General features: G+C 55.3%; 11 protein-coding genes. 4 read left to right on the forward strand and 7 right to left on the reverse strand.

From position 1 onward, the window contains the following. The first annotated feature begins 81 nt into the window (after positions 1–81). Together ACY1JZ_RS02535 and ACY1JZ_RS02540 are read left to right on the forward strand one after the other, a co-directional pair. Positions 82–963, forward strand: a complete 882-nt coding sequence (locus ACY1JZ_RS02535; RefSeq protein WP_462627919.1) for a VOC family protein — start codon at positions 82–84, stop codon at positions 961–963. Positions 964–1,003: 40 nt separating this feature from the next. Further along, positions 1,004–1,432, forward strand: a complete 429-nt coding sequence (locus tag ACY1JZ_RS02540) for a DoxX family protein (RefSeq protein ID WP_462627920.1) — start codon at positions 1,004–1,006, stop codon at positions 1,430–1,432. Between the two features lie 147 nt (positions 1,433–1,579). On the opposite strand, the gene ACY1JZ_RS02545 is transcribed toward ACY1JZ_RS02540, so the two are convergent. The 6 genes from ACY1JZ_RS02545 to ACY1JZ_RS02570 form a co-directional block, all read right to left on the reverse strand. Beyond that, positions 1,580–2,812, reverse strand: coding sequence for a response regulator (locus tag ACY1JZ_RS02545; protein ID WP_462627921.1), 1,233 nt, complete (start codon positions 2,810–2,812; stop codon positions 1,580–1,582). A 3-nt stretch (positions 2,813–2,815) separates the two neighbouring features. Beyond that, on the reverse strand, positions 2,816–4,600 hold the full coding sequence (locus tag ACY1JZ_RS02550) for a sensor histidine kinase (protein ID WP_462627922.1): 1,785 nt from the start codon (positions 4,598–4,600) through the stop codon (positions 2,816–2,818). Positions 4,601–4,817: 217 nt separating this feature from the next. Beyond that, positions 4,818–5,654, reverse strand: a complete 837-nt coding sequence (locus tag ACY1JZ_RS02555) for a carbohydrate ABC transporter permease (protein ID WP_270168274.1) — start codon at positions 5,652–5,654, stop codon at positions 4,818–4,820. Positions 5,655–5,679: 25 nt separating this feature from the next. Then, a complete protein-coding gene (locus ACY1JZ_RS02560) occupies positions 5,680–6,519 on the reverse strand; it encodes a carbohydrate ABC transporter permease (protein WP_442954943.1) in 840 nt (279 codons plus the stop codon). 155 nt (positions 6,520–6,674) lie between these two features. Further along, a complete protein-coding gene (locus ACY1JZ_RS02565) occupies positions 6,675–7,946 on the reverse strand; it encodes an ABC transporter substrate-binding protein (RefSeq protein ID WP_462627923.1) in 1,272 nt (423 codons plus the stop codon). A gap of 34 nt (positions 7,947–7,980) precedes the next feature. Beyond that, positions 7,981–9,471, reverse strand: coding sequence for a DUF5605 domain-containing protein (locus ACY1JZ_RS02570; RefSeq protein WP_462627924.1), 1,491 nt, complete (start codon positions 9,469–9,471; stop codon positions 7,981–7,983). A 285-nt stretch (positions 9,472–9,756) separates the two neighbouring features. Here ACY1JZ_RS02570 and ACY1JZ_RS02575 point away from each other — a divergent pair, with 285 nt between their 5' ends. Continuing rightward, a complete protein-coding gene (locus tag ACY1JZ_RS02575) occupies positions 9,757–10,047 on the forward strand; it encodes a HesB/YadR/YfhF family protein (RefSeq protein WP_462627925.1) in 291 nt (96 codons plus the stop codon). A gap of 203 nt (positions 10,048–10,250) precedes the next feature. Here the strand turns inward: ACY1JZ_RS02575 and fabF are convergent, their stop codons facing one another. Next, a complete protein-coding gene (gene fabF / locus ACY1JZ_RS02580) occupies positions 10,251–11,513 on the reverse strand; it encodes a beta-ketoacyl-ACP synthase II (protein ID WP_462627926.1) in 1,263 nt (420 codons plus the stop codon). Positions 11,514–11,662: 149 nt separating this feature from the next. On the opposite strand from fabF, the gene ACY1JZ_RS02585 reads away from it, so the two are divergent. Beyond that, a complete protein-coding gene (locus ACY1JZ_RS02585; protein ID WP_462627927.1) occupies positions 11,663–12,517 on the forward strand; it encodes a helix-turn-helix transcriptional regulator in 855 nt (284 codons plus the stop codon). Positions 12,518–13,017: the final 500 nt, after the last annotated feature.

Genomic DNA, 13,017 nt, shown 5'->3' on the forward strand with positions numbered 1-13,017 from the left:
TCACTTAGTTACCTTGACGTAATTAATTTTATATATTAAACTACATTACGAAAAGTAAGTATGTGAGGAGTTGAATGAAGGATGTCGGGACACATGCACCCCAATATTACGCTCGGAGAGATCAAGCTGAAGGTGTCCAATTTGCAGCGCTCCCTGGACTTCTACACGGACATTGTTGGATTCAGGGTATTGCACACCGATGGCGCACAAGCTTCCCTGACCTATGATGGTGTCACTACGGCTATCGTTCTGGAGGAGCTGCCGGGCGCCCGCATTACCCCGCGCCGCGCCGCAGCAGGGCTGTACCATTTCGCGATACTGCTCCCTGACCGTCTGTCACTGGGCATCACGCTTCGCCACCTTGTTGACCATGGTATTCGAATCGGTCAAGCCGATCATCTGGTCAGCGAGGCGTTGTACATCTATGATCCAGACAATCATGGCATTGAATTGTATCGCGATCGTGCGCGCGACGAGTGGCAGTTGGACTCACAGGGCAACATCAAGATGGCCTCCGATCCGATCGACTGGGATGGCTTGCTGGAGCTTGCACAGGGGCATGAATGGCACGGACTTCCGAATGGCACGACGCTCGGCCACATTCATCTCCATGTCAGCAGCCTGGAGCAATCCAAAGCCTTCTACGTCGATACGCTCGGGTTCGACATTGCAGCCGATGCCAGAGCGCAGATGAGGGCGCTATTCATCGCCACCGGCGGATACCATCACCATATCGGCCTGAATAGCTGGGCCGGAGAGGGCGTACCGATCGCGCCAGCAGATGCAACTGGCCTGGCCTACTACACGATCCTGCTGCCTGACCACGCTGCCTTACAGGAGACCGTCGGCCGACTGAAGCAGGCTGGCATCACCGTCACAGGTGAAGCCGGGCATTGCCTGGTACATGACCCCTCGGGGATTGAGCTTCGCTTGGCTTCAGTAATCCATTCACTCCAAACGTAAAACCATGTACAAGAATACCATTAGTAAAGGAGAATAATTAATGAATCGAACAGCAGAAATCGGATTGCTAATTGCAAGAATTGTGCTCGGACTTACATTTGCTATTCATGGCTATGACAAATTTCAAGGTGGCATCGGCAATGTCGGCATGTGGTTCGATAGCATGGGCATTCCGCAATTCATGAGCTATATTGTCGCGATCGTCGAGCTGGTGGGCGGACTGCTGCTCATAGTTGGACTGGGTACGCGCGCCATCGGAGCGCTGCTGGCAATTACGATGGTCGTCGCGATCTTCAAGGTCAAGCTGGCAGTCGGATTCACTGGCAATGGCGAGATGGCTGGCTATGAGCTCGATCTGGCGTTGCTGGCCATGTCGGTGATGTTCGTACTGACTGGCAGTCGCCTGCTCTCTGTGGATCAGTTGCTGTTCAAATCGGATGCTTCCAGCAAATCCTCCATTTCTTCCTAAGTATACGCAAGCGGCCAAGAGCCTGTGATCTCAGCATCCATACGCTGATCACAGGCTCTTGGCCGCCCTTGGCGAGACCTGCCCCCTTGCTTCTATACTGCCCCTACAACGCTCCGCAAGGGCAGCCGCCCAGCCCTCACATCCGAGCTAGCGATTGCGGTATTCCAACGGCGTCATCCCTGTCCGCTCCTTGAAGAGCTTGCTGAAGTAATGCGGATTCGCATAGCCGACCGCTGCCGCCACCTCATACACCTTCATGCTGCTCTCGCGCAGCAGCCTTTGGGCATGAGTCATTTTGTTACGAATAATATACTCGCTGAAGCTCTCCCCAATCTCGCGCTGGAAGATTCGGCTCAGATAGCCCGCGGTAATTCCGGTCATCTCCGAAGCCTTCTGCAGCGACAGCTCCTCCACCAGATGCGCATCAATATATTCCTTGACCATCCGCACATGATGACTGTCGCTCTGCTTGTTGATCGGGAAGCGCAGCAGGGCCTCCATGTAAGCTGCCGGGATGTCCTCAAGCGACTTGTAATCGCCGCTTGCCGAGAACACGATCACCTCATTCAAGATGTCGAATACCTTCTGCCGCAGCCGTTCCAGGTACTTGCCCCTGTCCTTCGCCCCCGTCCGTCCCGCCTTATCCGTCGCTGGAGCCAGCCATATAATCTCCCGGTGATTGCGGTGAAAGACATCGCCCCCCCAATCTCTGGATACATACTCATCAATGACGTAGCGCACGGATAAAAATTTGAGAGGGTCGCCTTCATTGTCCCCCGTGCTGGCACGACCTGACTCCAGATGCGCCTCTGCAGCCGTCAGCTCCTGGTGCGCATCATCGCGCACACGGAACAGGCAGACCCACAGCGGCCCGGTCAGCCAGCCCCCCTGCAGCTCCTTCAGAGCCGAACGGTCCGGGAACGTATACGTATCGAGCAGCGACAGCAGCAGATCGTTCTTCTCCTGCTCGGACAGTCCCGGCTTGCTCCGAGTGGAACTGTCCTTCTCCAGCAGCAGCTTGGCCTTAGTTAGCGCCCCGGCAATCTCCTCCTCCGCCATCGTCGGCTTGTGCAGATAGTCGATCGCCCCCAGCCGCAGCGCCTCCTTCACATACGGGAAATTGTCATAGCTGCTCAAGAAAATGATCTGCACATGGCTGTACCGCTCCTTAATCTGGTCCGCCAGCGCCAGCCCGTCCATGCCCGGCATCCGAATGTCAGTCATCACGATATGGATGTCCTGCTCCTCCATCAGCCGGAGCGCTTCTTCGCCATTGGAGGCCTCCGCCTTCCAGTGCACATCATGGCTTTCCCAGTCCACCATATAACGCAGCCCGACCCGCACGAGCGCCTCATCCTCTACCACCATCAAATTCCACATGCTTCACGTCCCCCCTTGGACATATTGACAAGGCAGCGTGATAACGATCTGTGTCCCCCCGCCTTCCACACAACGGATGGCCAGCCCATATTCCTCGCCAAAGCGCAGTTGTATCCGCTCGCGCGCATTCGCAATGCCAAAATGCTCGGAAACATCACTGCTGCTGCGCCCCTCCAGCATGACCAGCGCCTCCTCGCTGATGCCGATCCCATCGTCAGCCAACTCGATGACCACCGTCTGGTGATCGATAAGACGTGCGCCAATCCGAATGTGGAGCAGCCGCTCCAGCCCCTTGGAGCCATGGAAGATCGCATTCTCCAGCAGCGGCTGCAGCAGCATCGGCGGGACGCCGACATCCGCCAGCTCCTCCGGCACCTCCCACTCCAGCGCAAACGTATTCGTATAGCGCATATCCATCAGCTCGGCGTAATCCTTCAGCAGCGCCATCTCCTCCTGCAGCGGGATCAGCTCGTGGTTCAGCCGCATGTTCGCCTTGAACAGCTTCGTCACCGATTGCAGCAGTCCGGCGATCTGCGGCGCACGCTGGAGGATCGCCATCATCCGAATCGAATTCAGCGTATTGTACAAAAAATGCGGCTGCACTCGTGTCCGCAATGCGGTCAGCTCTGCATGACGCTTCTGCCGCTCCTTCTCCTCAATCGAGCGAACCATCTCCTCAAGCCGCTGCACCATTCGGGTATAGCTCAGATGCAGTTGACCCAGCTCATCCGACCGTTCAAGCGCCAGTGGCGGCGCGAATCTCCCCTTCTCCACCTCGCGCATCGAACGGATCATCCGCAGCACCGGGTCAGACAGGCTGCGGGCGAGCAGCCATGACACCAACGCAGCCGCAACAGCCATCACGATTACAATTGCATAGGTGAACAGCCGTATCAATCGACTGCCCGCCAGCAGCTCCTCGCGATTTTTGCCCAGAAATACCTTCCATCCCAGATAGCTGCTGTACATCGATACGCCGCTATACGTCATGTCTCCACCTTCACTTGCCACCCTCGCACTCCAGGGAGACGGCGTATCGCCGGCCTCCACCTGACTCAGTGCCGATGCGAGTCCGTTGTCCGAGGCATAGATGGGCTTGTTATCCGCATCCAGCACCACCACCGCCTCTCCCTCCAATTGAGATCGATACAGAATATTGGCAATGAACTCAGGGGATACATGCAGCGCCATCACCGCAAGCGGCTTGAGCTTCTCATCCACCAGCATGCGGGCTACCGTGACCGCGGTGAACGGAGCATCATCAAACTGATCGATGGAGCGGATGCCGGAGACGACGAAGCCTCCGTTGCGCGCCACCGCCTGCTTGTACCAGTCCTCGTCCTCTACCGTCGAGCCTCTCTTCATCTGCGAGCTGCCGCTGACCCGGTAGCCGCTTATCGTTCCGTTCATGCCATACAGCACCATGCCTTTAATGGAGGCATTGATTGAAGGATAGGCGCTCATCAGACGGAGCAGATTTTTCTGAGCGGCCAGCTCGTCGCTGCCCCATTGCTCGGTCGGAACATACGGCTTGCGCAGAAACTCGAAGGAGTCCGGCATGTAGTAGGGCAGGATACTGAAGCGGTCAAAATCATTAATCTGCCGCTCAATCGCTGTATTCAATTGACGGATGATGACATACATATCCTCTGTCACCTGGCTCTGCAGCATATCTGCCGATTTCTTGTAGGCCACGGTGCCGATCAATGCTGCGGGAATGCTGCTGATCAGCAGGAAGATTAAAAACAACCGGGTTCGGTAAGAGAGACTATTCCATCTGAAGGCCATCAGCACACAGCCCGCCTTTCTGTTGTGAACGATTACATATCCGCGTATAAGGAGACTGCCCTTCCGAAAATGAGTGTCTCCTATCGTAGCAAAGCCGCGCACAGCCCGTCAATGGAACACACTTCCCGCCGTCCCCGATAATGGAAACGTCCGGCAACGCAGCCAAGCAGGAACAGCCGGGATCGCCCGTCGCTCCTGCTCGCTGCCTGCTATGCGATTAACCTTTGACCGAACCGGCCAGCCCGGATACAAAATATTTTTGAAAGGCCAGATAGACGGCCAAGATCGGAATAACCGACATCAGCACACCAGCGCTAAGCAGCGTATAGTCTGCCGAGTGCTCGCCGCGGAAGGAGAGCAGACCTGTCGTAATCGTGCGCATCGTATCCTTGGTAATGAAAATTTGCGCCAGCAAAAACTCATTCCAGGTTGCCATAAAGTCGAAGATGAAGATCGTGGCGATCGCCGGCATCGACAACGGCAATATGATGCGGAAGAACTTGCCGACATCTCCGCAGCCGTCGATCAGTGCCGCCTCGTCAATCTCCTTCGGAATCGTGCGGAAGAAGCCGCGCAAGATCAGGATGCCGAACGGGATGCCGAAGCCGAGATATACTAGAAATATGCCCGGATACGTATTCACCAATCCCAGCTTGTTCAGCAAAATATTGAGCGGTACGAGCGTGGCCTGCATCGGGATCATCATGCCCACCAGGAAGAAGGCGAACATCATATTGCTCCATTTGAAGACGAGCCGGGTCAGCGCATACGCCGCCAGCGACTCGATCAGAATGCCCAGCGGCACCTTCACGAAGGAGATCAGCGCGGTATTCTGCATATACATGCCGAGCCTTCCTTGCTCCCACGCCTTGGCGAAATTGCCCCACTGGAACTTCTCCGGCAAGGCATAGAACGGATTTCTCAGCAAGTCCGCATTGGATTTGAGAGCGGTAAACGCAATAAACACGATGGGCAACAAAAAGGCGATAGATAACAACACCAAAAATAAAAACCTTGTTACAGCGATGGCCGGGTGAACGCGCAGCTCCTCCATTGTAGTCCTTCACCAACCTTCCTTCTTACACATGCGACCTTTTTGTCGTGTAATAGACATAGGGAATAATGACAATCATCGTAATAAAGACCAGAAACATCGAGATCGCCGAGCCCGCGCCGATATTGGCGAACTTGAACGTCTGGAAGTACATCCAGGAGGCCAGCACATGCGTGCTCTCCGCCGGTCCGCCGCCCGTCATCGCATACACGATGTCGTACACCTTCATCGACGATACCATCGTAATGGCGACGACGATGATGAAGGTCTCTCGCAGCAGCGGCAACGTTATATTCCAGAACATCTGATACGGCTTGGCGCCGTCGATGATCGCTGCCTCGTAAGGGTCCTGCGGAATCGTCTGCAGCCCGGCCAGAAACAGCACCAGCGGTTGCCCGACACCATTCCATATCGCCGCGACAAACACTGCATACAGCGCGATCTTGGGATCGGCCAGCCAGGCGCTCGTCAGATGCTCCAGCCCCACCAGCTCCAACAGCTTGTTGAAGAATCCTTGCGACGGATTGTACATCCATGTCCAGATTGTCGCTACGATGACGCCAGACAGCACATACGGGAAATAGAAAATGCCGCGGAACACGATGCGTCCCTTGAGCTTCTTGTTCAATAGCAGCGCCAGCATCAAGCCGAAGCCCAATATGATCGTCAGGGAGCCGATCGTCCATAGCACGTTGTTCCATAACGCCTTCAGAAAGACGGTGTCACGGAACAGCAGATCCAAGTAATTCCCCAGCCCAACGAATGTTTTGTCCGGGGCGACTCCATTCCACTTGAAAAAACTCAAATAAAAGGTGTACATCGAGGGGAAAAATATAATGACTAAATAAATCAGCAGCGCAGGCATAATAAATAGCCAGGGCTTGATCGTCCCGCTTCTCACGCGCTGGTCCTCCTCTCCAATGACAGGGCGGGCTCTCCAATTGTGCCCGCCCGTACATTGTCCGCTGTTAATATCTTCGCAGCCTCGCTCGTCCTTCGAGCGCATGCTTCATCATGTTATTACTGCTTGCTCTTGTACTCTGTAATCGCCTTGTCCAGTTGCTCGGCTGCTTGCTCCGGCGTCCACTCATTCAGTACAACCCGATCCTGTGCCTCGAACAGCTTCTGGGCAATCTCTTGCGGCAGCGCCTGGTCAGTAATCAGGAAGCTTCCCTTGGACGCCATATCAAGCAGCGGCTGCACGTTCGGCGTATTGGCAGAGAAAGTGACATTGAGCGTAGCTGGTGTCCCATAGGTATCGATATATTTGTTGACGACATCCTTGCTGGTCAGATACTCGCCGAGCTTGATCGTTGCATCCAGTGTCGCTTGATCCAGCTCGCTATTAATCTGGAACATCTCGACGAATACAGAGGAACGCTCTGTCGGGAACTGGAACACGGAGAAATCATTCGCATTGAAGCCGGAGGCCGTAATGTTGCGATCCAGCCAGGTTCCCTCCAGTGTCATCGCTGCTTGGCCAGGATAGAAGGCATTGATCGCCTCGCTCTGATCGATCGCTACATGGCCTTTAGGGAAATAGCCCTTATCTGTATACTCCTTCAGCTTCTCGAAGGTCTTCACGACAGCCGGATCATTCCATGAAGCCTCCAGACTGTTCAGCTTGTCATGCAGCTCCGCTCCGGCGAAGTGCTCCAGCAGTTGCTCGGTCAGACGCATAATATGCCAGCCATTCTTGCCCGCCAAGGCGAGCGGTACAGAGCCGTCATCCTTAATGGTCTGCAGGAGCGACTCGAACTGCTCCAGCGTGGTCGGCGCGCTCAGGGACTGCTTCTCGAACAGCGGCTTGTTGTACCACATATTGAGAGCGTTCAGATGATAGGGAATACCGGAGAGCTTGCCGTTGTAAGTGGACATATCCAGAGCCGCCTGGTTGTATATATCCGACCAGTTATGATCCTTGGCTACCTGTGTCAGATCCTGAGCCAAGCCGTTAACGGCATAGAAGGAACCGAGCGAGCCGCCCCAGGTGAACCACATATTCGGCAGCGTCTTGGAGTTGGCGGCCACCTTGAGCGCCTCCTTCAGCGGATCGGTGCCGTATTTGCTCACTTCCACATTAATATCCGGGTTGTCCTTCTTGAAATCCTCGACTGCGCCGTCAATCCAGATATGATCATCCAATATCCATAGCGATACGGTCGTCTTGGCAGGTGAAGCCCCCTTGTCGCCTTCGGCTGTTGTATTCTTGCCGGTATTGCCCGAAGAGCAGGCGGCTGCCAGCGCTGCTGTCAGCATCATAACGAGCAGTAAAGTAAGCGTCTTTTTCATCGTGTCGTTCCCCCTGTGTAGTTATGCATTCGTATTAGGATGGCTTGCGGATGATCCGCAGCGCATAGTAAGGCTTGCCTGGCAACGGGATGCGGAAGGCTCCGCTATATTCGCCTGGCAGCCGTTCTACCGTCATGTTCCACGTATCGATCAGATCAATCGTGAAGGTGTTGCTCTCATCAAGCTTCAGCTCTCGGAAGGATGGACGGCTGTCTCCGAAGTAGACCAGATAATAATCACCGGCTGCCCCGCCTGCCTCTGTATCCCAATGGAACGGCACATCGCTCGTATCAAGCTGCGGGCCCTGCTCCATGATGCGCCGCAAGAACGCAATACGCTCAGCACTCTGTCCATGCAATGTGCCCCCATGCGACCACCAGATGATATTCTCTGGATGCGTATACGTCTCGCCATGAGTGACATAGCCGCCCTGCGCCATGCCCTTCCAGAAGCACTCCACCATCTTCTCCGCGGTAATGTTGCCCCAGCCATGGTTGATATTGCCCTCATAGCGGCATTCGTCGACAACAATCGGCTTGCGATACTGCTGTCTCCATTCGGTGACGAAGTGCAGATCAGCGTGCTGGATGCTCGCATGCGTCACCCACGGCTTGCCATGGTCGTACCAGTGCTGATTGTTGCGGTAATGAATCTCTGGATGATGCCAGTTGTGAATGGAGCGCAGATGCTGGTACGGATCATGCTGCTGGATCAGGTGGAAGATCGCGTCCCAATCGTCCATCGTCTTCTCGAACATCAGATCATATTCATTCGCCAGCGACCACCAGATGTTGCGGAAGGAGGCCAGACGCGCCATCGCATAGCGCAGGTAACGATGATCCTGCTCTCTGGTCATCTTGGCGAAGCCCCAGCGGTCATACGGGTGAAGCAGAATCAGATCCGCTTCGATACCCAAATCCTGCAGCTCCGTCAGACGCTGCTCCAGATGGCGCCAAAACCTCGGGTTGAAGCGCGTCAGGTCAAAGCCCGTCTCCAGGCTGCCTTCAAATGCACAATGCTCTGGCTCATGCAGGTTATAATCATAGTGCTTGGGGAAGACGCACATCCGTATCTTGTTGAACGGCGCCTGCTTGAGGCTCTCCAGCGTCTGCTCCTCCAGCTCCCGTCCCTGATGATTCCATACATAAGCCGTCGTGCCGACCGGGAAGAATGGCTGGCCATCGGCATAAGCAAAATGATACGTCCGGCTCACCCTTACTGGGCCGTGGTTGCCGTGCGTCGGAGCTATACACGTAAATGAGCCCGTCCGTGCGTCCAGCTCCGGGACACTGCTGATCGTGGTGAAGCTCCATTCGCCCAGTGTGTCCGGCATGAAGCGCACCACATATTGTCCGTTTCCATCATAGAAGCCATCGACCTCAATCATGCGATGCTGCAGGCTGAACCGTGCTCCGAAGCGGTTGTCTTCATAAGGATTGCCATCGGCAGGACCGTTCAATCTGAATTCGAACTGTCCCCACTGCTCCGTTGCCGGATGCTGCTCGTTAACCGTGTTGTCTGCCATCTGTTGTAACCCCTTTCTTACCCATTCGGCTTGTAGCGCCGCATTTATCTCTTGCTTACATTGTAGTCCCCGAGCCGCCAAATTCGTAGCCATCAAGATGGTCATTTTGTATGCTTCGATTACCTGTATCTGCTGCGCGCCTTACGCCATTCGAGTCGGAACTAGAAAAAAACATGACTTTCCTATACTTTTATGTTCTGCACATAGTACAATGGGGGAAAATAGAAGGATAGACTGCGCCGTGCTCCAGCAATAGCAAGATGGCGCGATACAGGAGGGAAACCAATGAAGTTAACGATCGATCAGCAGGCGGCGGCATGGTACAAGGAGGAGCTTGGATTGAAGAAGGGGGACTCGGTCCGCATCTATGTGCAGCTAGGCGGCTGCGGCAGCGTACAGCCTGGATTCTCGCTAGGTGTCGCCCGCTCCACACCGGTCAAGCCGGGGCTTTCGCAGGAGGCGGACGGTATCCTGTTCTATATGGAAGAGGAGAATCTGTGGTATCTTGAGGACAAAAATCTGCATATTCATTATGGCGGCCAGGATGGGGACATCCATATGCAGGTGCTAGAATAAGCGGTGTGTTGATTAGCCGATCATCGTGAATGACGAGCGTAAACGGCGTAGCCCAGCTTGGGCGGGCGAAGCTTCGTTTTGCGTAGATATAGAAGAACATTTAAGGCGAAAAAACCTTCAGAACCGTGTCCATCGTTCTGAAGGTTTTTCGCTTTGGAATTTGGGTCAGGTCAGCAGGATGTCCATCATTTTAGCGTGGATCGTTAACATCTGTGATGCGTGTGAGGCTCATCCACCCAGTTCTTCAACAGAATCGCGGCATTGTGACCACCGAAGCCAAAGGAGTTGGACATCCCGATCGACAGCTTAGCCTCTCTCGCCTGACTCCCTACAATATCCAGGTCGCATTGCGGGTCTTGCTCCTCCAGATTAATCGTCGGCGGAATCCAACCGGTGCGCAAGCTCTGCACGAGTGCGATCGCCTCTACACCGCCGGCTGCTCCCAGCATATGCCCGAGCATCGATTTGTTCGCAGTGACCGGCAGCCTGTGGGCATAGTCGCCAAATGCCCGCTTGATCGCCAGAGTCTCGGATAGGTCGCCCACCCCTGTGCTCGTCGCATGAGCACTGATGACATCCACCTCATCAGGGCGGATGTCTGCATCACGCAGCGCAGCCTTCATCGCCAGATAGGCGCCATAGCCCTCAGGATGCGTCGCCACCATATGGTAAGCGTCCGAGCTGGCCCCATAGCCGATAACCTCGGCATAGATGCGTGCCCCTCTGCGCTGCGCATGGCTCAGCGATTCGATGATCAGGATGCCTGCTCCCTCCGCCATCACGAAGCCGTCCCGTCCGCTATCGAACGGACGGCTAGCTTGCTCAGGCTGATCATTGCGAGTGGACACCGCTGTGGCATTGCCGAAGCTGGCCAGCGACAGCTCGCAGATCGCGGCCTCGGAGCCGCCAGCCACGACGACATCCGCACCGCCAGCTTGAATGAGCCGAGCAGCTTCGCCGATCGCCGTATTGCCGATCGAGCAGGCCGTGACCGGAGACATCGTTGGCCCATGCGCTCCAAGCGCGATGCTGATGGTGGCCGCCGCCATATTGGAGATCATCATCGGCACCAGCAGTGGACTGACGCGGGCAGGGCCGCGAGAGTGCAGCACCGCTGTCTGCTCCAGCATCGTCTCGATGCCGCCAATCCCGGAGCCGACATACACACCGAGTCGCTCCTTGTCCACTCGCTCCAGCTCCAGCCCGGCATCACCTATTGCTTGCTGTGCCGCTGCGAGCGCATACTGGCAATAGCGATCCATCTTGCGCGCTTCCTTCGCTCCGAACTGTGCCTTGGGGTCAAAATCGCGAATCTGGCCGGCGATCTGCGATTTGTACGCTGACACATCGAAGGATGTAATCCGTGTAATCCCCGATCTGCCCGAGACAAGACCTTCCCAGAAGCTGTCTACATCATTGCCAAGCGGTGTAATGGCTCCCATTCCTGTGATGACTGTCCGTTCCATATGAATGCTCCTCCTTTTGCTTCATTGCTTCTCTGAGCTCTATGGCCGTATCATGACACAGGTTTCATCCTATTACAAGTTGTCAATTATACTAGTATAATTAGTACCAGGTTATATACCCAGATCACAGACAGGAGGATATCTCTATCATGCATCAGCCCACCCGTTTGCAGGCGCTGTCCACCTTCCTCAAGGCACAGCGAGCCAAGCTGCTGCCACAGGAGGTCGGCATTGCTTCTGGTATTCGCCGCCGCACCCCCGGCCTGCGGCGAGAGGAGGTTGCCCAGTTGGCGGGCGTCAGCACCACCTGGTACACATGGCTTGAGCAAGGCCGCGAGATCAAGGTATCGCCCTCTGTACTGGAGGCCATCTCCAATGCGCTGCGGCTGACACCGGATGAACGCAGCTATCTGTATGCGCTGGCGCTCGAGAGCGCTGGAACCAGCACGTATCCGTTAGAGGAGCAGCAGTTAGCCATCTCTCCAGCACTGCGGCGCATCCTCCAGGAGCTGCGAAGCTGCCCGACGATTATATCCGACCGGCGCGGCCGAATTGTCGGCTGGAATGCTGCAGCCGCACATATCTTCCTTGACTTCGAGCAACTGCCGCCCGAGCAGCGCAACATGATCCGTCTACTCTTTACGCGCAAGGAATTTCAGCGCTTGGCTGTCAATTGGGAGCATTTTGCGAGCGGGTATTTGTCGATATTTCGCGCCTACTATGGAAAGTATGTAGAGGATAAGTGGTATGAGCAATTTCTGGAGGAGATGGGGAGACTGCACCCGGATTTCAATCGCATGTGGGAGCAGAGCCGAGTCAGCTCCGCACCGGAGGTCGTGCTGGAGTTTCGCCATGCCCGGGCGGGCAAGATGCTCTTTCACTTGACCTCCTTGCAGGTGCAGGGTCAAGATGATCTGCGCTGCAGCATCTACACGCCTGATCCCGATTCTCCTACAGAGGTTAAGCTAAAGCAGCTCATGGAGCGCCGCCCGCTTCAACCATAACGTGACAGCAAGCTGCTAATTCCACCTGTGCCTGAGATGTGGTAGAGGTTGAAAAAATGCAAAAAGCTCGCATACTTCGTTGCAACACAGCAGCTATGCAGTAATAGGAAGGCGCGTTAATCGACAGGCTTGCACGATCCATTATCATGCCCTAAAATGTCACTTAATCAACGTTGATCGCATACACATAGCAACAGAAGCGATGAAGGAGAGAGTACGCAGCGTTCCATTGCTGACAGGGACGGCCAGCCACCGATTGAGAGCTGCCGAGTAAATGGCCTGCCGAAGTTCACTCCCGAGCCGGCGCCTGAATGTCTGCCATCTGGCAGAAGGTAGGGTGACCCGTATTCCCTGCGTTAAAGGGACAAAGTGAGAGCATCTCCCGGTGGCAGGCTTGACGAAGCATACAACTGTCAGCGAGAACGCTCTAATAAGGGTGGTACCACGGCCTCTCGTCCCTTGCGGATGAGGGGTCTTTTTGCGTTAATTTATAAGGCGCC

Source organism: Paenibacillus sp. J5, assembly GCF_054955055.1.

Coding starts and splice junctions, on each gene's coding strand:
- ACY1JZ_RS02550 (WP_462627922.1), bottom strand. CDS start 4,600: ATGGCCTTCAGATGGAATAGTCTCTCTTACCGAACCCGGTTGTTTTTA.
- ACY1JZ_RS02555 (WP_270168274.1), bottom strand. CDS start 5,654: ATGGAGGAGCTGCGCGTTCACCCGGCCATCGCTGTAACAAGGTTTTTA.
- ACY1JZ_RS02575 (WP_462627925.1), top strand. CDS start 9,757: ATGAAGTTAACGATCGATCAGCAGGCGGCGGCATGGTACAAGGAGGAG.
- ACY1JZ_RS02570 (WP_462627924.1), bottom strand. CDS start 9,471: ATGGCAGACAACACGGTTAACGAGCAGCATCCGGCAACGGAGCAGTGG.
- ACY1JZ_RS02540 (WP_462627920.1), top strand. CDS start 1,004: ATGAATCGAACAGCAGAAATCGGATTGCTAATTGCAAGAATTGTGCTC.
- ACY1JZ_RS02545 (WP_462627921.1), bottom strand. CDS start 2,812: ATGTGGAATTTGATGGTGGTAGAGGATGAGGCGCTCGTGCGGGTCGGG.
- ACY1JZ_RS02565 (WP_462627923.1), bottom strand. CDS start 7,946: ATGAAAAAGACGCTTACTTTACTGCTCGTTATGATGCTGACAGCAGCG.
- fabF (WP_462627926.1), bottom strand. CDS start 11,513: ATGGAACGGACAGTCATCACAGGAATGGGAGCCATTACACCGCTTGGC.
- ACY1JZ_RS02560 (WP_442954943.1), bottom strand. CDS start 6,519: ATGCCTGCGCTGCTGATTTATTTAGTCATTATATTTTTCCCCTCGATG.
- ACY1JZ_RS02585 (WP_462627927.1), top strand. CDS start 11,663: ATGCATCAGCCCACCCGTTTGCAGGCGCTGTCCACCTTCCTCAAGGCA.
- ACY1JZ_RS02535 (WP_462627919.1), top strand. CDS start 82: ATGTCGGGACACATGCACCCCAATATTACGCTCGGAGAGATCAAGCTG.